Source organism: Peribacillus folii (assembly GCF_030271255.1).
GTDB lineage: Bacteria > Bacillota > Bacilli > Bacillales > DSM-1321 > Peribacillus.
This window is the reverse complement of the sequence record NZ_JASJOM010000002.1, coordinates 14,417-35,000: the sequence shown is the minus strand read 5'-3', so window position 1 is coordinate 35,000 and position 20,584 is coordinate 14,417. Positions and strand designations below refer to the sequence as shown.

The 20,584-nt window shown below is 42.5% G+C and carries 18 protein-coding genes; 7 read left to right on the top strand and 11 right to left on the bottom strand.

The genetic code is table 11. The features are described from left to right. Positions 1-17 precede the first annotated feature (17 nt). The 3 genes from QNI08_RS02795 to QNI08_RS02785 form a co-directional block, all read right to left on the bottom strand. Complete coding sequence (locus tag QNI08_RS02795; protein ID WP_285765921.1) at positions 18-1,250, bottom strand: Zn-dependent hydrolase; 1,233 nt, start codon at positions 1,248-1,250, stop codon at positions 18-20. Positions 1,251-1,341: 91 nt separating this feature from the next. Further along, positions 1,342-2,961: an amidohydrolase gene (locus QNI08_RS02790; protein WP_285765920.1), complete on the bottom strand. Its 1,620-nt coding sequence runs from the start codon at positions 2,959-2,961 to the stop codon at positions 1,342-1,344. A 279-nt stretch (positions 2,962-3,240) separates the two neighbouring features. Further along, positions 3,241-4,134 (bottom strand): hypothetical protein, encoded by an 894-nt coding sequence (locus QNI08_RS02785; RefSeq protein ID WP_285765919.1) that lies wholly within the window; start codon positions 4,132-4,134, stop codon positions 3,241-3,243. 889 nt (positions 4,135-5,023) lie between these two features. On the opposite strand from QNI08_RS02785, the gene rocF reads away from it, so the two are divergent. Next, positions 5,024-5,977, top strand: coding sequence for an arginase (rocF, locus tag QNI08_RS02780; RefSeq protein WP_285765918.1), 954 nt, complete (start codon positions 5,024-5,026; stop codon positions 5,975-5,977). A 364-nt stretch (positions 5,978-6,341) separates the two neighbouring features. Beyond that, the gene (locus QNI08_RS02775) at positions 6,342-7,778 is read left to right on the top strand and encodes an amino acid permease (RefSeq protein WP_285765917.1); all 1,437 of its coding nucleotides are present in this window, start codon (positions 6,342-6,344) and stop codon (positions 7,776-7,778) included. A gap of 176 nt (positions 7,779-7,954) precedes the next feature. Here the strand turns inward: QNI08_RS02775 and QNI08_RS02770 are convergent, their stop codons facing one another. Further along, the gene (locus QNI08_RS02770) at positions 7,955-8,248 is read right to left on the bottom strand and encodes a hypothetical protein (RefSeq protein ID WP_285765916.1); all 294 of its coding nucleotides are present in this window, start codon (positions 8,246-8,248) and stop codon (positions 7,955-7,957) included. A gap of 281 nt (positions 8,249-8,529) precedes the next feature. Between QNI08_RS02770 and QNI08_RS02765 the strand changes: the two genes are divergently transcribed. Then, the gene (locus tag QNI08_RS02765) at positions 8,530-9,861 is read left to right on the top strand and encodes an oligosaccharide flippase family protein (RefSeq protein WP_285765915.1); all 1,332 of its coding nucleotides are present in this window, start codon (positions 8,530-8,532) and stop codon (positions 9,859-9,861) included. 166 nt (positions 9,862-10,027) lie between these two features. After that, complete coding sequence (locus QNI08_RS02760) at positions 10,028-10,201, top strand: DUF3934 family protein (RefSeq protein ID WP_285765914.1); 174 nt, start codon at positions 10,028-10,030, stop codon at positions 10,199-10,201. A gap of 182 nt (positions 10,202-10,383) precedes the next feature. On the opposite strand, the gene QNI08_RS02755 is transcribed toward QNI08_RS02760, so the two are convergent. Then, the gene (locus tag QNI08_RS02755) at positions 10,384-10,749 is read right to left on the bottom strand and encodes a DUF948 domain-containing protein (RefSeq protein WP_285765913.1); all 366 of its coding nucleotides are present in this window, start codon (positions 10,747-10,749) and stop codon (positions 10,384-10,386) included. Positions 10,750-10,845: 96 nt separating this feature from the next. Then, positions 10,846-11,232, bottom strand: coding sequence for a DUF948 domain-containing protein (locus QNI08_RS02750; protein ID WP_285765912.1), 387 nt, complete (start codon positions 11,230-11,232; stop codon positions 10,846-10,848). A 316-nt stretch (positions 11,233-11,548) separates the two neighbouring features. On the opposite strand from QNI08_RS02750, the gene QNI08_RS02745 reads away from it, so the two are divergent. Beyond that, positions 11,549-11,860 carry a hypothetical protein gene (locus QNI08_RS02745; protein WP_285765911.1) on the top strand — a complete coding sequence of 104 codons (312 nt, stop codon included), beginning with the start codon at positions 11,549-11,551 and terminating at the stop codon, positions 11,858-11,860. Positions 11,861-11,916: 56 nt separating this feature from the next. Here QNI08_RS02745 and QNI08_RS02740 read toward each other — a convergent pair whose 3' ends face one another. Further along, complete coding sequence (locus QNI08_RS02740) at positions 11,917-12,597, bottom strand: hypothetical protein (RefSeq protein WP_285765910.1); 681 nt, start codon at positions 12,595-12,597, stop codon at positions 11,917-11,919. A 356-nt stretch (positions 12,598-12,953) separates the two neighbouring features. Next, positions 12,954-15,524, bottom strand: coding sequence for a helicase-related protein (locus QNI08_RS02735; RefSeq protein ID WP_285765909.1), 2,571 nt, complete (start codon positions 15,522-15,524; stop codon positions 12,954-12,956). 436 nt (positions 15,525-15,960) lie between these two features. Here QNI08_RS02735 and QNI08_RS02730 point away from each other — a divergent pair, with 436 nt between their 5' ends. Then, positions 15,961-16,923: a sensor domain-containing diguanylate cyclase gene (locus QNI08_RS02730; RefSeq protein WP_285765908.1), complete on the top strand. Its 963-nt coding sequence runs from the start codon at positions 15,961-15,963 to the stop codon at positions 16,921-16,923. Between the two features lie 266 nt (positions 16,924-17,189). On the opposite strand, the gene QNI08_RS02725 is transcribed toward QNI08_RS02730, so the two are convergent. Continuing rightward, positions 17,190-17,369 carry a hypothetical protein gene (locus QNI08_RS02725; protein WP_285765907.1) on the bottom strand — a complete coding sequence of 60 codons (180 nt, stop codon included), beginning with the start codon at positions 17,367-17,369 and terminating at the stop codon, positions 17,190-17,192. Next, positions 17,370-18,119: a type II toxin-antitoxin system SpoIISA family toxin gene (locus QNI08_RS02720; RefSeq protein WP_285765906.1), complete on the bottom strand. Its 750-nt coding sequence runs from the start codon at positions 18,117-18,119 to the stop codon at positions 17,370-17,372. A 228-nt stretch (positions 18,120-18,347) separates the two neighbouring features. Here QNI08_RS02720 and QNI08_RS02715 point away from each other — a divergent pair, with 228 nt between their 5' ends. After that, positions 18,348-19,433 carry an MBL fold metallo-hydrolase gene (locus tag QNI08_RS02715; RefSeq protein WP_285765905.1) on the top strand — a complete coding sequence of 362 codons (1,086 nt, stop codon included), beginning with the start codon at positions 18,348-18,350 and terminating at the stop codon, positions 19,431-19,433. A gap of 32 nt (positions 19,434-19,465) precedes the next feature. On the opposite strand, the gene QNI08_RS02710 is transcribed toward QNI08_RS02715, so the two are convergent. Then, positions 19,466-20,419, bottom strand: coding sequence for a DMT family transporter (locus tag QNI08_RS02710; RefSeq protein WP_285765904.1), 954 nt, complete (start codon positions 20,417-20,419; stop codon positions 19,466-19,468). Positions 20,420-20,584: the final 165 nt, after the last annotated feature.

Genomic DNA, 20,584 nt, shown 5'->3' with positions numbered 1-20,584 from the left:
TTAGCTTGTGCCGCCACTTATGTGGATTGCATCGTAAGGACCGTCTCCAGCAGGATATTGGCTCCTTTTTCACAATCCTCCCATGTGGTGAGCTCTTCTTCACAATGACTTTTTCCATTAACACTTGGAACGAAAATCATGGCTGTCGGAATATAACTGGCTATAAACTGGGCGTCATGTCCGGCTCCGCTAACCATCCTTTTATAAGGCAGCCCAAGTGAAAGGGTCGATTGTTCCAGCAAATCGCAAATTGATTCGTCGAACCATACCGTATTCCTGTCCCATAATTTCTTCACTTGAACGGTACAACCATCAATACCTTTTGTTGTCGCAAGACCCGCAATGATTTCCTCTACCTGTTTGATGACATTAGCGTCTTTATGCCTTGCTTCTAATGAAAATACCACTTTATTGGGGATGACCGTATGGATATTGGGAAACACATTGACCCTTCCCATCGTGAATACCAACTCGTCATGAAGCCCCGCTAACTTTTGCCGCGCGTCCAAGATCAGGCTATTGGCGGTGAAGAAGGCATCCTTTCTCATATCCATCGGAGTGGTTCCCGCATGATCGGATTCCCCAGTGACTTCAATTTCATAGCAAACCATCCCGAGGACACATTCAACGACACCAACCGTTAATGATTCCCGCTCCAGAATGGGGCCTTGCTCTATATGCAGCTCTAAAAATGCCGTCGCTTCCTTTAAACGTGCAGATTCATCCCCTGCGTATCCTATTGCATGCAAAGCGTTTTCGAAGGAGGTCCCTTCATTATCCGTCTTTTGCAGCATCAGCGACTTTTCAAATTTACCGGAAAGAACGCCCGATGACATCATGGAGGGTTCGAATCGGGCTCCTTCTTCATTTGTAAAATTGACGATCATGATCGGGATTTTAGGCTGGATATTGTTTTCCACCAAAGTCCGAACGACCTCAAGACCCGCAGCTACACCCAATATCCCATCGAACCGTCCGCCCTTTTTAACGGTATCCATATGTGATCCCATCACGATAGGCGGTATTTTTTCACGTCCTGCCAAGGTAGCGTAAATATTCCCCATATCATCTACCTGAATGGTCATCCCCAACTCCTTGCAACAGGAGCAAAAATAATCACGGACTTTCCGGTCTTCCTCCGAAAGGGCTAACCTTGTAACTCCATTATTTTCCGTGCGTCCAAAATCGGCGAATTCCTCAAGCGTGCGACTCAGCCTGTTGCCATCAATTAATACCTTTTGTTTTTTCATAGCGAATAGCCCCCTTCATGGTTACATGCTCCATCAGTCATGCGCGGAATTAAAAGTGAAGATCTTGGTTGTTCAAGATTTTTCCGCTTCATTATATTTCTACCAAAGTTTCGCTATGATAGACGACCTCTCCATTCAATATCGTCGTTTCCACTTTTACATCCTTTATTTCATGGGCCTTGACCTTTAAAATGGCATCATTCAAAACGATTAAATCGGCCAGTTTCCCCACCTCGATGCTGCCTTTGATAGCTTCATCGAAACTAGCAAAAGCGCCATTCCATGTATAAAGCCTGATCGCCTCCATAACCCCAATCGATTGTTTCGTCCCTATGTTCGCACCCGACCTGCTTTTTCTATTGACTGCAACATGTATGCCCAATATAGGGTTATGATCCGTAACGGGAGCATCGGAACCAGCCGCGGCGATGATGCCTTCGGTGATATAATCACGTGCGGCATACATATGGTTCACCCGATCGCCATAATGCTCGATATATATATCGCCGAATTCATAAGGGAATGGCGGATTGGGGACGGGGATGATGCCAAGTTCCTTCATCTTTCGCTGCAAATCGGGCGTCGATATTCCTGCATGCTCGATCCGATGCCTATGATCCTTTCTTGGAGATTCTTTCAAAGCCCTTTCCACACAATTGATATACATTTCTATCGCTTTGTCACCTTGAGCATGCACCGTGATTTGATAGCCTTTATCATGTGCATCGCCCAGCACCTGATAAATTTCCTCTTCCGTGTAATAAAGCATGCCGAAATTGCCAGGATCACTTGAATAAGGTTCCCTTGTGGCTATGGTCGGACCGGTGCTGCTGCCGTCCGTAAACAATTTTGCCGGGCCGATTTTGAATCTTTCGTCACCCGTTCCGGTCACGACACCCGAGGCAACCATTTTATTGACGAATTCATGCGATTGATTCAATGCACCGATCATCGCATAAATGCGGACACGGATATCATTCCGTTTAACGGCTTGCTGCATGATCCGGAAGCTTTCAGGGCCATGTGCACCAGCTTCGTGAATGCTGGTTATCCCTGAGGCAATGAAATGCTCCGAAGCGATTTTCACTGCCTCCTCCAGTTCCCTTACCGTATAACCAGCAATGCTGGCCATCCTCATATGAGCCGTTTCGATGAGTTTGCCAGTAATCCGTCCATCCTCATCCTTTTCAATGATTCCTCCACTAGGATTCACCGTTTCTTCGGCAAGCCCTGCTAGCTGTAACGCCTTTCGGTTCACCACACTTATATGGCTGCATGTCCGGGTTATCATGATTGGGTGGTTTTCTGAAATGGCATCCAACTCAGAAAGCGTCGGGTATCGTTTTTCTTTCATCGCGGTTTCATTGAATCCCCAGGCCCGAATCCATTCACCGGTCGGGATTGTTGCTGCTTGCTTTTTCAAATCAACTAACAAATCGGCGATGGATCCAATGTGGTCCGCTTTACAGCTCACTGCCAGCTGATTGACACCATACAATATGAGGTGAATATGTGAATCTATGAACCCCGGGAGTAACGATTTCCCTTGCAAATCAACCACTTTCGTATTTTCACCGATAAAAGCATCCATTTCCTGATTCCTTCCAACCGCCGAGATAAGATTTCCTTTTACTGCCATGGCCTCAGCTACGGAATTTTCGCGATCGACTGTAATGACCTCACCGTTCACGAACACAATATCAGCTATCAAGTTCCCACCCCTTCATATTTGCTCAACCTATATTTCCCCATTCCTTTTCCGTTTTATCGACGCCCCTTTAACGAATTTGAAAATTCAGTTTTCAATAGATTCATTTTATCCATCTCTTATGGGAAAATCATTAGACATATAGTTAATGATTTTGTCGTTTTTTTATACTTTTCATCTATTTAACCGCTTTTAAAATATTCGCCTCCTTCCTTGGAAAGAAGTTGAGTACCAAAAAAGAACATAAGCATACATGCGCTTATGTCCTTTGGTCTTGCATTTTCAGCTTCTACCGTTTCCATGCATCCTGCCGATTGCCCCCATGGTCAAGTACTGTTTATCCGCATTAAAATCCCACGGCCAATATGTCAGGGATAATTGGCTTTGATCGACTTCATCCATGAATGCTTTCAAACCGATCAATGCCGCTCCATAGCCTACGTTGGCCGCCAAGGTGAAAATGGCATTAATGCCCTGATTGATGGTGTCACCATACTCGGGCTCAATCTTCAACATATCCGACCAAGTAAGATAATATCCCCTTTGCTTAATACATTTGGACAAGGAATGATTCAATGTACGTACGATCTCATCCCTTAAATCCAGGAAACCCTCTTTTATCTGTTCCAGATCGTTTTCCAGATAGGTGTCCGCCTGTTCAGCAAGCAGATCCATGGCCCAGTTATAAAAAAGCTGCGTGTAAATCGCAGACGTCGCTACAATGTCAAATTCATCGTAATACTCAGCGAAAAGCTGTTCGGAAAGCTGGCTTAGCTGATTTTCGATTTCCCTCACATAATGAATGATGGACGTCGCTTTTTGACCTCGATTCAACATCGAAGATAGATTTTCATCAAAACCGATTGTATCGAGACCAGTGACATTGATTTTAACAAGCTTGATTTTTTTTCGGGCCAGCTCAGGCAAATTCTTTATGCCCTTTTCCATGCTTTCTTGATCTATATCAAATAAATAAATGGATCGGCATCGGGCGGCAAGATAGACCAGATCCAGATCGTCGCAATTCCCGGCACCAATGATCGCCACTTTTTCAATCATCGCTTCCTTCGACATCACGGCTTCAAATAAATGGGTAACTTGGTTACGGTGTTGTTTCCACCTTGAATATCTTGACTCATTTCGATCATGGTTCATTTCCCTTTGAAAGGTTTCCAAGAAATCGCTCCCTTTACACAGTATTCAATTAAGCTATTGTACCAAAGCCGTTCGATCATGTGGTAATGGAAAGGGCAGCGGGTTTGTTAAAAATCATGCGGCCGCTTTTCAGCGAAAAAAAATTTTTTAAATATTTACAGGAAGCAGTTCTTTCATAATTTCAATTTGCAAAAGGAAGCGCAATTGATCACAACCCTTGTGAAAATCTTTCATTCCTCATTGGTACCCTCGATTGGGCACACAGTAATTGGTTCTTTTTTAAGCTTGATCCCTAATTCTTTAAGGAAAGAAAACCGGCTTTTGTGATTATGAAAGCATCAACCATTTATTCATTTAGTTTGAGCACAATTTCACAGGCTGCAATGGTCCAAAAGCTACTATTCATGTGCACATCTATCCATTTCTTGCTTTATTACGCATATTTGTTATCAGGACACACTTGTTTTCGTGTCGGTTCATTAATCAAAAAATTCATAAAAATCATTATAGTGACAAAGTGAAATGACATGAAAAACCACATTTTTCATGTCATTCTTACTATATTCCAATAAAATTTGAAAATCCTTCCATGGATTTTTCTAATCATTGCATCAATTTATGAATAAATGAAGTGTTCAAATTAGAGTCGAGGCTGCTTGAAATGTCCATACTGGAATAAAATGCGACAATCATCCTGGAAGTTCCAAGACCGAAAAAAGTCAAATTTCATCTTATTTCATCCCAATTCATACCCGAATTCCCTTGTTTTCCTCAAACTGAAAAACGAGCCTTTCCCCCTATGGATGTCACCCTTTTCCCAATCGTATAAATATTCAAAAAAATGTCGAGTTGAGTCATCTATCCTTTTCCCCTTATACTAGGGGAGAAAAATGAAAGGGGAGAATCATTCATGAAGAAAGAAATATCTATAATTGGAGTTCCGATGGATCTTGGCCAGACACGAAGAGGAGTCGATATGGGCCCTAGTGCCATTAGATATGCAGGATTGAGCGAGAGACTTGAAAACATAGGCTATACTGTTCGTGATGAAGGCGATATCAAAGTGGAAATACAAGAAAGAGCACAAAGCGATTCAGACACCAATTTGAAGAACCTGCAAGATGTTGCGGAAGGCAATGAAAAACTGAGCCAAAAAGTGGATGAAGTCATCCAATCGAACCGCTTTCCGTTAGTATTAGGCGGAGATCACAGCATTGCCATTGGCACATTGGCTGGTTTGGCAAAGCATTCGGAGAACTTAGGCGTCATTTGGTACGATGCGCATGGGGATTTAAACACCGCAGAAACCTCCCCGTCGGGAAATATACACGGCATGTCCCTTGCAGTAAGTTTGGGTCTTGGCCACCCTGCCCTTACCAACATTGGCGGATACTCCCCTAAGGTGAAACCGGAGAATATCGTCATCATTGGTGCCCGTTCCTTGGATCAAGGGGAAAAAGAATTGATCAGAGAAAAAGGGATTAAAGTTTTTACCATGCACGAGATTGATAGAATGGGCATGACCAGAGTGATGGAAGAATCGATTAGCTACCTGAAGGAACGTGCGGATCTTGTTCATTTATCTTTGGACCTTGATGGACTTGACCCAGATGATGCACCTGGAGTGGGTACACCTGTAATGGGAGGAATCAGCTACCGTGAGAGCCACCTTGCGATGGAAATGCTGGCTGAAGCCAATATCATCACCTCGGCGGAATTCGTAGAAATCAACCCGATTTTGGACGAGCATAATAAAACGGCTGAAGTGGCAGTGGCATTAGTGGGCTCCCTGCTTGGCGAAAAACTATTATACGGAGCAGAGGATCATTTCATTACGGCTGATTTACTGGCAGATGTTAAATAAGACAAATTCATAGAAAACAACCAAGAGGAATATAGTAAGCTTTCATTCATGGATCCTCCATTGAAAAAAGCCCATGCTTCGTTACGATGCTTGATGGATGAGCATAGAAGGATCAAATTCCGCATCCCTGATTTCCTGACGCTTGGCTTCCTTTTCTTTATAGAATGGCGCTATCGATATGAACTCTGCACCGGGATCGTATGCAATGCCCGGAATGCAGATTGATTTCTTATCCGAGGGAATTCAATAGCAACTTAGATTCAAAATCAAGCTTTTGCACATGTGCATGGAAAAACACATATTCCCTACTACCGTTCTAGCATAAATGAAACCGTTTGCACCCATCAGGTAAAGGAGTTTTTCAATGAAAATAGCAGAAAATCAACCAAATGAATTAAAACGGAGCATGAAAGCAAGACATTTATTCATGATTTCAATAGGGGGATGCATTGGGACGGGCTTTTTCCTTGGATCAGGCTACACCATCCATGAAGCAGGTGCCCTCGGTGCGATCTTATCGTACATAGTCGGCGGCTTAATCATGTATTTAACGATGCTGTGTCTAGGGGAACTATCGGTGGCGATGCCTGTTGCCGGTTCTTTCCAGACTTATTCGACCAAATTCATCGGACCCGGAACCGGCTTTGCCATTGGGTGGCTATACTGGCTAGGTTGGGCCGTAACCGTTGCTTTGGAATTCCTGGCAGCAGGACAGCTTATGCAAAGGTGGTTTCCGGAATCACCCGTGTGGATGTGGTGTGCAATCTTCGCATTGCTCATATTCATGCTTAACGCTTTGTCAGCAAAAGCCTTTGGCGAATCGGAGTTTGTTTTTTCCAGCATAAAGGTATTGGCCATCATTCTGTTCATCGGGGTTGGCGGTGCTGCCATGTTTGGTCTTATTGATATGAAGGGCGGACAAGAAGCTCCGTTTTTCTCGAATTTTTTCAATGAAGGGCTTTTCCCAAATGGGATTTCTGCCTTGCTTATCACGATGATTACAGTGAACTTTTCCTTCCAGGGCACTGAGTTGATCGGAATTGCTGCAGGAGAAAGTGAAAATCCGGAAAAGGTCATACCTAAATCCATCAAACAAACGGTTTGGAGAACCCTTTTCTTCTTTGTACTTTCTGTTTCGGTACTATCTGCGCTGATTCCAAGAGAAAAAGCGGGAATCGTCGAGAGTCCTTTCGTTGTAGTACTGGATAGTATAGGCGTTCCTTATGCGGCTGACATCATGAACTTCATTATTCTCATTGCACTATTGTCGGTCGCCAACTCCGGGCTTTATGCAGCGACACGCATGCTGTACTCGCTATCAAGGGAAGGCATGGCCAGTCCGAAGCTCGGTATGGTAAACAAAAGAGGCGTGCCCCTCAATGCCTTGCTCATCACACTTGCCATCGCTGGTTTGTCTTTACTATCAAGCGTCATCGCGGCTAAGACAGTATTTGTTTTCCTTCTTTCCCTGGCAGGGCTTGGGGCGCAAATTGGCTGGATAGCCATTGCCGCGTGCCTGCTCGCTTTTAGGAGGGCTTATGTGCGCCAAGGCGGCAAGGCTGAAGATCTCAAATTCAGAGTGCCGCTATACCCGATCATTCCTATCCTTGCTTTAATAGCGAACTGCATCGTCATGATCAGTTTGGCATTCGTTCCTGAGCAGCGTATGGCCTTATATTGCGGCGGGGCGTTCTTCATAGGGTGTTATGCGGTGTATCACTTCAAAGTGAAGAAATCCAAGAAAGCAGATACATCACAACAGGAAGTGCAATTGACCGAGGGTAAAAAAATGGTGATATAATACGGCTAAAAAAAATGAAGGAAAGTGAATGTATGATTTACTGATCATTCATTCACTTTCCTTATCAAAAAGAAGAAGTAACCTTGTTGAATCACACATACGGTTACTTCTTCTTTTTGCATATGGGGCTTGTATATCAATACTCAAGTTTATTGCAGGTTCAACCGATTTCACCTTTAAAAGAATGATCCAAATCGATGATTTTCAGTATTTGCATATTCTTTCAACCTAGGCAGTATGGGTTCCAAGATCTCCTTGGCTATGTAATCCATTTCCAATCCTATGAAGCGGCTGCTTTCCAATTCGACGGACCTTGCTTCTTCCGGGTCATTACAAAATAGGAAGGATATGATTCCGTCCTCTTCCCTCATGTCGACATATTTAAATGCAATGTCATGCCTCGCAAGGCAGGTTTCAAATGCCATGCACAATTCATCTATATTGGCTGGACTGATAGATGTAAATTTCATTAAGATCATCCCCTCTGCTACAGGATAGCAAAATAAATCGTCAATTACAAAGCGAAATTCAAGAGCACATTTTCAAACACAGACGGATGAAACATTGATAATGATGAAGGGGGAAATTGAAGCTCCCTCCTTTGATGTATCTTTATTAATTTCGGTTCATGGAACACCAGTAATTCCATGGCGTTATTCCAGGATTTCATCTAGTCGGAAGGTGTTCGTTATGAATATTCCAGGGCATGTCTCATATCTATATAGAAACACCTTGTTAGGAGTGTGCCGACATGAAGTCTTTTTATAAGGGAACGCTCATCTTGATTGTCGCAGCGTTTTTCGGTGAATGTATCGAGTTTTTGGTGAACATGATCCTAGCCAGGGAGTTACATGAAGAGGGCATGGGCTTATATATGTCCCTACTGCCCATTTTCTTTTTGATATATGTAATCGCCAGTCTTGAATTACATATTTCCATATCAAAGTTCGTTGCGGAAAATAAACGGAATATGCATTATAACCTTATCTTCCATGCCCTTAAGATGGCTGCAGTGGTCGTCTTGATCATGTGTGTGGTCATGCCCTTCATCCTTTCTTTTTCATCCATCATGGACCGTTATCATCCCTATATTAAATGGCTGCTCATCATCTTGATCCCTATCGCCGCCTTTTCTTCCATTGCCAGAGGGTATTTCATGGGCGTCCAACAAATGGGGAAAATCGCCTTTTCCAACTTTTTAAAAGATATCGTCCAATTTGGATTGCTTTTTTTCATTTTCAACTTATTTCATTTTAATCAGGAAAAGTCGCTGTTAATGGCCTTTTTTGTACTGATTGGCAGTGAGTTCATCGTTTTTCTTTATTTGGTCAACCTTCTCATTCTGCAAATGAGGATCATGGGCCGCGGAACGAACGCACTAACGACCGGTAAACATGCCAGACAGACATTATTGGCAGTATCGCTGCCCACAATGGGGTTAAGGATCTTCCATGCGATTACGAATGCGATCCAGCCATTTTTGATTCATGCAGCACTACTTTCGGCAGGATTCGGGGCGGTGGTAGCTACGGAGCATTTCGGGATGCTTACGGGAGTTGCGATGACAATCGGCTTTTTTCCAGCTTTCATCGCGCATTCCTTGATGATCATGCTCATCCCGAATGTTTCCAACGCACACAAGAAACAGGACAAGGAAAAATTGAGGGTATTATTGCAACAATCGATGTCTTTTACCGTTTTGTATGGAGTTCCTGCGGTGTTTTTCATATATTTCTTTGCCGAACCCTTGACAGCGCTCTTTTTCACTTCAACCTCAGCCACTTACTATTTAAAGTTATTATGCCCTTACTTTCTCTTTCATTTCTTCGTCATTCCCATGCAGGCCTATCTCATCGGCTTAGGGCTGGTGAAGGACGCTTTCATCCACACGGTATGGTCCCATATCGTTGCCTTTATAATGATGTATCTCCTTGGCTCGCAGGCTTCACTTAATATGGGGGGAATCATTCTGGGGATGAACACGGGAGCTGTATTGTTAACGCTCATGCATTACCTGACGATTTGCAAAAAAATCGGGATAAGCGTCTTCTTGACGAAATCCAGATCGGTCACCATTAAGTGAGCGGCTGGATCGAGCGCTCCTTCAGCTTGCCGTCTGTACCGTTCAATTGAAAAAAATGAGCCTTTCCCTGTACATATTACCTTGATTGCTGTATATTTCAACATACTTGGATACGAATCAAGTAAAATGGTTAAAGCTAACCATACAATAGTAATGGAGTGATTTCATGAGTAAAGCTAAGGCTAAGAGCGGTACGGGTAAGGGCACAGGAACAGGAACGGGCAAGAAGGGCTGGAATCGTTGGAAAACGAGCGCCAACAAGAAGAAAAGCGCAAAGCCCTATGTAAGTAAAGGAGTCAAGCATTCCAATGACCCGGCTGGTGGAAAAACGGATAAATGAAAAAACCTTATGACAGCATGATGTACCATATTCTCATACAGGCGGTTGGAAATCTGTATGAGATACATGGGTCCACTATATCGATTACTCGATGAAGCATCAAAGTACCCGTCCATTTTCATACATATTAGAAAAAAGACACTCCCCACACTGGTAGTGTCTTTCGTGTTTTCATGTTCCAATTACCTGATTTGGCTTTTTGGTTTGATTGCATTGATTTTTTTTGGTGAAAACTCTGTGCGAAATCCATTTGTCGCTTTTTTTACCGAGTCCGTCACCGAATGGATTGCTTCCCCCACATCCTGTGCGGAATCCAATAACGGTTCGACGGTTTTCATTTTCGCTTTTACATCGTCCGTGATGTCGTTTGCCGTTTGCAATAATTGCTTCGATTCACCCGATAGATCATGGATGGCATTTCTCACTTCAACCAAGGTTTTATTGGCTTCACCTATCGTAACCATTCCTTTTTGAAGTGTACCAATCAAAAAAACGACGAGCCATATGAACGCCAAAGCGATCGCCGCTACACTATATTGGATAATCATGATAAAAAGCTCCCCCTCTAAAATTAAATATTGATGCATTCAGTCGGATATGTGAGCGGATCCCGGGGTGACTTGTGTTTTTAATCGATGCCCATATTATTTGATTTTAATTTGAACACCCTCTGCCTCCACTTGTGGGGGCGCGGTCGGCGTGTTTAAATGATTTTTGGGACCATTCAAACTGGCCTCTTTCATCGAATGCGTTACATTATGGATCATTTCGCCAACGTCTTGGGCCGTTTCCAGCAGGGGATCGACATTTTCCATTTTCCCCTTTACATCTGCGGTTATTTGATTGGCAGAGTGGATCAATTGTTTGGACTCATTCGTCAACCCATGTACGGCATTCCTTACCTCTTCCAATGTCTTATTTGTTTCCTCGAGTGTCCCCATGCCTTTCCGCAGCGTCTGGTTGACAGTATAAATTAAATAAACAACGGCTCCGGAGACACTGGCCACACTTAATTTAATGAACATTTTCATCTATCCACTCCCTTCCATAAAATTTATGCTCCTACCCCTTCTTTCATTCCCTAAAGTCCATGCTTGTCCCGACTTTTTGAACCCCCGCTGATTTTATCTTGCAAATGATAAAAGTAAAGGGGCGAACGAATGGAAAACATGATACGTTCTCTTAGCTGCTTGCTTATTTGTTAATTAATTGATTTCGGAGATGACGGGATATTTTATATTCTAGCGAGGTTTTTGGTAAAATATAAATACCATTTTCGATTCTTTTTTCAAGAATGCGATGAAATTAATTCTTTCAGGCACACTATTACTAAAACAGGAGGTTGCCATGGCTACGAGAAATGCACCCGCTCAAAAGGATGTAAAAAGGAAGGATAACGCTTCACCTGCCGCAGAAATAGAATTAGCCCAACTTAATCGATTATTAGGAGCGGTCATGAAATATTTATCAGATGATGAGCAAGAAGAAATCGATATTGACTATCTCCTTGAAAACACAGAAGGTTTGCGTGATTGGTGGAATGAATATAGGGAGCTTGACCGGAAAAGGGTCGAGGAGGAAATAAGAAATTCCCTGACGGTTTTATCCTTGGAGGAACTTGAAACCATCCGTGAACAGATCCGTGATAAGGCAAAATGAAGCCCCCCTGTCTCGGTAGTACCGTAAGGGAGGACGTTTTCCTTTTAACTGATGCATCAAACGTGCTCTGTTGCAATAGATGTCCCTAGATCCAGTTGAATGGCCATGGAGTCAACTAATGCTTGCAATGGATTCATCACGGTATATCCTGTCTGACGTTCATAGTCCTTCGCAGCCTTTACCATTGACAGCTGAGCCACTGAAATCGGTCTTTTTTCTTCATTTAATTGCAATAATCGATTTACGATTTCCTGGTTATATTTTTCGCTCAACCCTTGCATGATCCATTCAAACGCATCGTCGATGATGATACTTTGAACATCCACCCCACCATGATCTCTTGCATGGGCATGTAAACGTTTCATGGTTGCTTCGACAGTAGCGGGGTTTGTGAAGAGCATGATTTGCGGCTGCTGTGCTTGGCAAACCAAATCAAAAAGTGGTTCATCGATTTTAATGATCGGAATGGACAGTGAAAGCTGTTCTTCGTTTAAAAAAGCAATATAGTTCGTGCAGGTTATCAGGATGGCATCCACATTACATCCGGCTATCCATTCCATCTGTTCTTTCACCTTTTTGGAAGCATCCGAAAAGGTGAACGTTTCATCTGATGCCACCCGATCCATCAAACCTGGATCTACAAAATGAAGCCATTTCATATCGAATTTCAAGAATGCTGTTTCTATGTACTGTATATTCGTATGGTGAGCATGCAGACAGGCGATCTTTTTCCTCACGAATAATCCTCCCTTTCAATCAGTTTTCAGATAATTCTAACATGAAACTGTCATGTCGGTGAAAGGATTTACCTAAAATCATAAGACTCGCCATGTATGGCTCTCGTATTCATCATCTCAATGATAAAAAAGAAATGGATGGACCATCCATGAAGCAGCTTGGCAAACAATAAAAATGGGGATTCCATATTACCGCGAGCCTTTTCCCTCCATTAACAAGTCAAACCAAGCCCTGTTTCGATTCTCACCCTTTTTTCGACCTTCCGTCCTTATATTAACACTGCCCATAATCTCCACGAAAAATGACGTCCACCCATGGCGACGTCATTTTAACTGTCAAACTCCACTGTTAGCACTTAATGTAACCGATGTGTTTTCCTATGGCCTCTATGATAGCAAGCATCACAAATAGAAAAACGCGAATCATCCGGAAGCTTTTTCCCACATCGTTTGCATTTTTTCTGATAATTCAACATTTCATCCTTAAGCTGATCATGAACACCTTCGCTGATTTCTTCACGGATACGTTCCCAATAAACGGCTTCGGTCCTTTTACCCATCCGATATAAAAATAAGAGATGAAGTCCTATCGCTTTATAAGAAAGCTCGAGCTCTTCCAAATTTCTAGTCTTGATGATCGGTTCAGGAAGGTCGTGGCTCTCGGCTATCGCCTCGACCGTCTCCAGCCATTGCCTGATGAGACTCGGTTCTTTCGCTGAAAAAGGTATATGCAAAAATCCATATAAATCCATCAAGGAAAACCGAACTTCAACCTCGGTATCCTTTATTAGCTCATATAACTCCCTTTCTTCCGAGAGTGAAGCCTTTTTCGTGCCTTTTGGGGGCTCAAACCGCTCCCACATTTCAAAAAAGGTGCCCATGTTCCGGTAATATTTTTGAAAACGTTCAAATACGGCTGAGGTCGGGGCAATCGTAAAGGTTTGAACTGGCTCATCGGCTTGTTCGAGCAACCTATTCATGATTTTGATTTCTGCGGTAAAGGCGACCTTGCCTGTATCATAAATGCCTTTTCTCCCCGCTCTTCCTGCGATTTGTTTGATTTCCTGAGACGTCAATCTCCTTCTTCGCGTTCCGTCGAACTTTTCATTCTCTAGAAAGACAATGCGCCTGATCGGTAAATTCAACCCCATCCCTATCGCATCCGTAGCCACGACAACCGACGTTTCGCCACGGTTGAAGAGCTCTATTTGCCGTTTCCTGCTCTCTGGAGGCATACTGCCATAAATCATGCTGACATTGTGTCCACGCTCTTTCAGACGGGATGCCGTTTCCAGAACCTGCCTTCGTGAAAAACAAATGAGTGCATCCCCTTTTTTCGTATATTTCAATTCAAATTCACGCTGTTCCACCTCAAGCGGTATATCCCGTCTGTATTCACGTAGTTCCAATTCTGCTTCATCGAGAAGATTCAGAAGCATCATTTTGATATTCTTGCTCCCGATAATATGCACTTCTTTCGCATTTGCTTGCGTTATGGCCCGAAACCAGGCAAAGCCCCGGTCTTTATCGGCAATCATTTGTGCTTCATCTATAACGATCACTTCGTGGTAATCTTTTTCATGAAACATTTCAACCGTACTGGAGATGTGCTTGGCGCCCGCAACAGCCTTTTCTTCCTCCCCCGTTTTCAATGAGCAAGGAACGCCATCCGCATTCAATTTATCAAAAACTTCAAGCGCCAATAACCTTAGGGGAGCCAGATATAAACCGCTTTGAGCTTCCTTCATTTTTTGCAGTGCTTGATGGGTCTTGCCGGTATTGGTCTCTCCAATGTGCAAAATATAGCTGACCTTTTTTCCTAGGGATGGTGTATAGGCCTTGCCAATGATGTCGTTGATCATCCTTTGCTCTTCAGCTTGCTTTTTGGCTTGTTCGGCGATGGCTTCAGCTTTTCTTCTTTCTCTATTCGCCTCGTCTTGTTCGAAGATTTCCTCATGAACCCTTTCATCAAAAGGGATCGCCTTAAGGTTCAGCAAATCCGCAACGTATTCTTCCTGAAGTTCTTCGAAACAAGCTTGGGACAAATCAGCTAATTCATCACGCAGGATATCTTGCAAGGCACGTACGGACAGCCTTTCCCCATAGGTTTCCAGGAAATCAAGCTGCAAGCCGGCATGTAGATGGATCAAGAATTTTTCAGGGGCGATTTTCAGAATCAAATCCGTAACTAATCTCTCATATCGATAAAAGTAATTTTCATATTCAAAGCGGTTCTTTCCCCAATCGAGCAAGGAGTGGATATCTCCTGTCAGCTCTTCAAAGAAATCCGTGACCATCAAGTATTCAGTTGCTTGAAACCCGCCTTCTTCCACCAATTTTTCTTCAAGCAAGTACGGATCGACATATTGGAATTTAGGCTTATTTTCAAGATCCTTAGCCAAAACCCCGGCTATATATGACCTGACATGCAAGTATAAAACAAGTGAGCTTTCTTCAAAGTATCCGTTTGCCTCGTCTTGAAGTCTGATGCGTATTTTCCACCGTTGTTTTGCGAGGCGCTGTTCTTCCTGCCTTTTGAAAAAATTGCTCCTTGCTTCTTCGTATCTCTTTTCCCAATCGTCTTGTTTTTCCGCAAAGGTTTGACTCATCCACGATAATGCATCAAATGGGCGGTACGTTCTTAACTCGTTCCGGAACATACTGTTGATCAGTTTATGGTCCGAGCCTTCCGTAACGAAGCCTCTTTCATTTAAAAAAACCTTTTTTTCCTTTCTTGGAACATCATTTGATGCTTTATTCAACCAAACATTAAGCCAAATTTGCTCAATGAATGTTAATCTGTCTGATACATATGTTAAGAACGGAGGCAATGTATCTTTGCTCTCCAAATAAAAATTCATATCCTGGATGATCTTTTCCTTCGTATTCTCTATAGCCATAGGATATATACTTTCTAATTTTCCCATATTGATCCCCTTTTGAATGTTCCTGTATGTACGGTATGCTTACTTCTTATCGTCTCCAAAACTTTTATTTACATGAGGCCATACAGCTGTGTTACCGCCAGAATTCAAGGACACAACGCCAGTTCCTAACCGGGAAACAGGGCTCGTGCTTGCCATGCTTCTTTTCATGTAAGCTGTTTATTTCACTTTGTCATTTCATTTACAGTATAATACATTTAATTTGCCAATTATGCTTTTACGCATTTAATGAAATCGATAATCGGCCGAAAAATAATAGAGGGGGAGATTCACCGTCCCTAATTAAAACGAATATGAGCTCTTATTCGAGTTTAGTGGAAATTCGAACAACTGTCACGTTTTCACTTTGTCTCTTTGTTTTTCAATGGCATTTGGTTTTGGAAAACTAAACAGATTACCGCTATAAAGGAGCCAGGAAATGATACAGCAGGATATCAATTATTATAAAAATTTCGACTCCATCGCTAAAGAATTGTTGGCACTATTGTCACAAACGATCGAGGTGAACACATTCTATCTTTCGATTTTGCATCCTGCGAAAAGTTTCGCGATCAAATCCTTCAATAGGCAGGCAAAGTTAATTTGTGATGGTGACATGCTTCCATTTAATATGGTATTTTGCAAACTAGTCGCTGAAAATGGAAGCGAGCCACTTGTCATCCCACATTTAACCGAACACGCTTTGACCAGGGACCATCCCGTAACGAAATACATAGGCGATGGTTGTTTCATGGGCGCCCCGCTTATATATGACGGCGAAGTGCTTGGAACGTTATGTGCATTTGATACCAAGCCTTACGAATTTAAAGGCTATGATTCCATCCTGATTAAATCCCTTGCCTCTTTGGCTTGCCAAACCCTCATCCTTGAAAATGGAATCATCAGGGATGGATTGTCTGGTCTTTATAATAGGAACTTTCTCTACCATTACTTCGATTATCATAAAGATAAACGAAATGCCGAAATAGCTATTCTTTACATCGACCTTAATCATTTTAAATTCTTCAATGACTCATTTGGCCATGATATTGGAGATTTCGTCATTAAAAAGACGGCTGAATGCCTTTTGCAAAACGTCCCGGAGGAAAGTCATGTCTCCCGTATCGGTGGTGATGAATTCATTGTATTACTACATCCATCACAAGGTGATGATTTAATCAGCAGTACGCAAATCAGGGCCGAGCTGTTGTTGGACCGTTTATCCACGATGCCCATACTCATCAATGAAAACGATTATTTTATCACCGCTAGTATCGGGATAAGCTTTTATCCCCATGACGGGAGGGATATGGAGGAACTGCTGAAAAAAGCAGATCGTACCATGTATCAGGATAAAGAGTCGCGCCGAGAGGTTGATGGTCATTTGCGGCTGGAAAAATAAAAAAACCAGTACTCCATGGAGACTGGCTTTCGGTTACTTTAAAAAAATCCATCGTTTAGCTTTCAATCTTTGTAAAAGCTTCAGTAAATCAGCATTATCTTTATGTATCCGTTGCTCGGATGGTGAAGCGGAGGGGGCCGGGATGTTCACTCTCTCGGGTTTTTTGTTCATATTATGAAAGACCCTTCCTATTCTTTAGTTTTGAATAGTATATGCGGGTTTTTCACAAATATCATAAGGCATGGGAAAAACCTCCGCCCAACTTCCTATAAAACACTTTTTAAGCGACTGAATCGTGCCGATTTTTCTTTTTCTTTCAAAATAACGCGTTCGTTCTGTTTCATCACTTTTTTCGTATGCGGGCTTAAGCCCACATCCGGTATCTTGACCTGTGGTTTGATTACGGCAACCGAAACTTCACTGCCTGCTTTATCATAAATGCTCATCTAACCTTCACCACCTGGATTTTGTTTTATGACCATATCGAACATCATGATCAGTAATGCTATCAATAAACAATCGACTTCCGATACGAAGCTTTCCGATTTAACGTCAAGGATATATGGTTCCATCAAGATGCTGACTGGCTGCAGAGCCATTTTTTCTTCATCATTATAATACGTATCTTCTCTTTCCAATGTAGCACGGATGGCGCTGCCATTCAAGCTAGGATGCCCATTTATCACCATTTGCTTGTCTTGTTCCGTCTTGAATGGAAGGATGGTCACGCTCATCGCTTCCTTTGCGGAATAGGCTTGAAGGAGAATGCTTAAATAAGCCAAGTATTCCTTGTTCGTTTGATAATATTCAGGTATTCCCTCTTTCTTTAACAGGTGAAACATATTTTTGATCTTTTCCCTATTATCCGTTAATAGCTTGTCGCTTTCCGCAACGGCTTTTGTCGCATACGACAATTCATTATCGCCAATTTTCGAAATATACATACTCAAAAACACAAACATATCAATCAGGATGAATACTACCGCCATGATCAAAAAGTTTTTCCACTCGTTGAATATGCTATTCGGATAAAAACTCCAATAAATCAGCGCTCCGAGTATAAAAATGATATACCAGGTTTTTCTTATCGCTTCGATTTTTTTGCTCACCTTGTCTTTATATTTCCAAGATAAAATCACATAGCCCAATAAAGCCAAAAATACTGCCCAGACAAAGACTCTGAAAAAAATTAACACTCGTTATCCCCTGCCCCTCATACGCCATTCACACGATTTTCCCTCCTTATATTATTCATTTTATCTTCCTCTTTTCCCTGCAAGGAGTTTGTGAAACTTATCCCTTTCCCCTCAAGTTTCACCTATCATACCATCAGGATATTTACGGAACATCATAGTAAATAACCTGACTAATTCTGTGATATGATAAGTAACAAAAAGATTTGATCAATATGGAGGAACATCATCATGCTGAAAATTGTAAAAATCATCGTTTCTTCTTTTATTTTATTGTTGCTCTTCCTTAAGCTTTATCCTCCACTTGGAAAAAAGACGACGAAAGCAACCGTGAGAAAGTTCAATGAGAAAGAAAACTTCTCAAATGGTAAATTCCAGAATCAGATTCCCACCAGTCATGCGATGAGCCTTAAACATACTGGCTCCATTTTACGGGACTACATAAAAGGCAATCCGCGAAAACGGCCAGACACCCCAATCTTGTTCGGAACAAAAACAGCTGCGTCTGCAGATTCCAATAAGATTACCTGGTTTGGTCATTCCGCCTTCATGTTGGAATTGGATGGAAAAACGATACTGGTGGACCCTATGTTCGGCAAGGCCCCGACTCCCTTTCCGTGGTTCGGGAACAAGCGGTTTAGTGACGAGCTGCCCGTTGACCTGGATTCGCTGCCACCTATCGATGCCGTATTGCTATCACATGATCATTATGACCATCTGGATTATCACTCTATAAAGAAATTGAAGGATAAGGTAGGACAATTCATCGTTCCGCTCGGTGTCGGAGGACATCTGGAGCGCTGGGGTGTCAGCGAAAAACGGATTTCTGAACATAATTGGTGGGATGAGGTTTCTTTCAAAGGTTTGCAATTGGTTTGTACTCCTGCCCGGCATTTTTCCGGAAGGAGTTTAACGGATGGCAATACGACACTTTGGTGTTCCTGGGTGATTAGCGGAGAGCGTCAAAACATTTTTTTCAGCGGCGACAGCGGCTATGGCACCCACTTTAAGGAAATTGGCGATAAATACGGGCCATTCGATTTAACCTTAATGGAATGCGGCCAATATGATGAACGCTGGTCTTCGATCCATATGATGCCTGAAGAAACGGTCCAAGCACATATCGATGTACAAGGAAAAAGAATGATCCCGATTCATTGGGCTGGATTCACCCTTTCCTTTCATGATTGGACAGACCCGATAGTGAGGGTTACGAAAGCCGCCAATGAACGTGCCGTTCAGATCTGTACCCCTCAACTGGGTGAAGCAGTACAGATCGGGGCAAAAGAATTTCCGCAAACAGAATGGTGGAAATAGAAAAGGTCCAGCCCGGATAGGGCGGACCTTTTCTATTTCACACTTCGTTCCTCCTTATATCCAAAATCCATTTTTAAGGAAGGCTCCTTCTTCCCTCCAAAGTAATTCGTGCCCACTACACCTAATATGATCAGTATCGATCCAGTGATATCATGAATGGTGATCTTTTCATGAAGAATGATCGCTCCTGCAGCAATCGTGACAACCGTGGAAAGATTGGCGAATACACTCATTTGTGATGCTTTGATTTTCGTTAAAATCGTATTTGATAATAACGAGGTGACCAGGGATGCCAAAATGCCTAAATACAAAATGGAGCTGATAAATTCGATGCTTGACCAAGGTGCAAGGAATACCTCCATCGATCCCTGCTTCAGATGGGAAAAGAGCGCGGCAGCGTTAAAAATGATAAACCCCGTTCCCATCATGAAAAAGGACATTTCACCCGGTGTATAGTCCTTGGCGAGTGAACGTGTCATCGTTGTATAACAAGCAGTGGCAATGCAGGATAGCAGGATCAATACCAGCCCAAGCATATCGGAAAAATGGATGGTGCTCCCTTTCACGACAAAAATGTACATGACTCCTATTACCGACAAAACAATGGAAAGCTTTTGGTATAAAGAAGTTTGTTCCTTCAAGAAATATCCAGCTATCATCAAGGTTAAGATTGGAGTAACAGCAGATAAAATTCCAGCATCCGTGGATTGTGAATAATTAAGCCCAAAGGTTTGAAAGGCAAAGAAAAGAGTTGGGAATAATAATGAAAGGGGGATCAAATATTTGATCGACTCCCATGAATAATTCACCTTAATCACTTTCATGGCCACAAGCAATAAAATGATGACGAATGAGACCGTAAATCGAAATGCCAAAGTGTCCAGCGGATTCGATTCGGCAATGGCGATTTTCGTGAACAAAAAAGATAAGCCGACTATGCTTGCATGTACTACAGCCAGCATGTATGCAAATGTACGGGATTTCATGGTGGCAACTCCTCAACTAGATTACTATCATTCCGTTTTAGGTATAATACCCCGTTGCATCCCAAGCGAAGCGCCTTTTTAGATATTTTCGTTTCACAAGTAAGCCGCCAGTGAATATAATTGATGAGCTTCTTCTGTATTTTCCGAGTTCGTTTAAATGAATCA

Excerpts from the sequence above, each read along its gene's own strand:
- QNI08_RS02750 (WP_285765912.1), bottom strand. The coding sequence starts at position 11,232 with ATGAAAATGTTCATTAAATTAAGTGTGGCCAGTGTCTCCGGAGCCGTT.
- QNI08_RS02730 (WP_285765908.1), top strand. The coding sequence starts at position 15,961 with ATGATACAGCAGGATATCAATTATTATAAAAATTTCGACTCCATCGCT.
- QNI08_RS02745 (WP_285765911.1), top strand. The coding sequence starts at position 11,549 with ATGGCTACGAGAAATGCACCCGCTCAAAAGGATGTAAAAAGGAAGGAT.
- QNI08_RS02795 (WP_285765921.1), bottom strand. The coding sequence starts at position 1,250 with ATGAAAAAACAAAAGGTATTAATTGATGGCAACAGGCTGAGTCGCACG.
- rocF (WP_285765918.1), top strand. The coding sequence starts at position 5,024 with ATGAAGAAAGAAATATCTATAATTGGAGTTCCGATGGATCTTGGCCAG.
- QNI08_RS02710 (WP_285765904.1), bottom strand. The coding sequence starts at position 20,419 with ATGAAATCCCGTACATTTGCATACATGCTGGCTGTAGTACATGCAAGC.
- QNI08_RS02755 (WP_285765913.1), bottom strand. The coding sequence starts at position 10,749 with ATGATTATCCAATATAGTGTAGCGGCGATCGCTTTGGCGTTCATATGG.
- QNI08_RS02765 (WP_285765915.1), top strand. The coding sequence starts at position 8,530 with ATGAAGTCTTTTTATAAGGGAACGCTCATCTTGATTGTCGCAGCGTTT.
- QNI08_RS02760 (WP_285765914.1), top strand. The coding sequence starts at position 10,028 with ATGAGTAAAGCTAAGGCTAAGAGCGGTACGGGTAAGGGCACAGGAACA.
- QNI08_RS02770 (WP_285765916.1), bottom strand. The coding sequence starts at position 8,248 with ATGAAATTTACATCTATCAGTCCAGCCAATATAGATGAATTGTGCATG.
- QNI08_RS02715 (WP_285765905.1), top strand. The coding sequence starts at position 18,348 with ATGCTGAAAATTGTAAAAATCATCGTTTCTTCTTTTATTTTATTGTTG.
- QNI08_RS02775 (WP_285765917.1), top strand. The coding sequence starts at position 6,342 with ATGAAAATAGCAGAAAATCAACCAAATGAATTAAAACGGAGCATGAAA.
- QNI08_RS02725 (WP_285765907.1), bottom strand. The coding sequence starts at position 17,369 with ATGAGCATTTATGATAAAGCAGGCAGTGAAGTTTCGGTTGCCGTAATC.
- QNI08_RS02735 (WP_285765909.1), bottom strand. The coding sequence starts at position 15,524 with ATGGGAAAATTAGAAAGTATATATCCTATGGCTATAGAGAATACGAAG.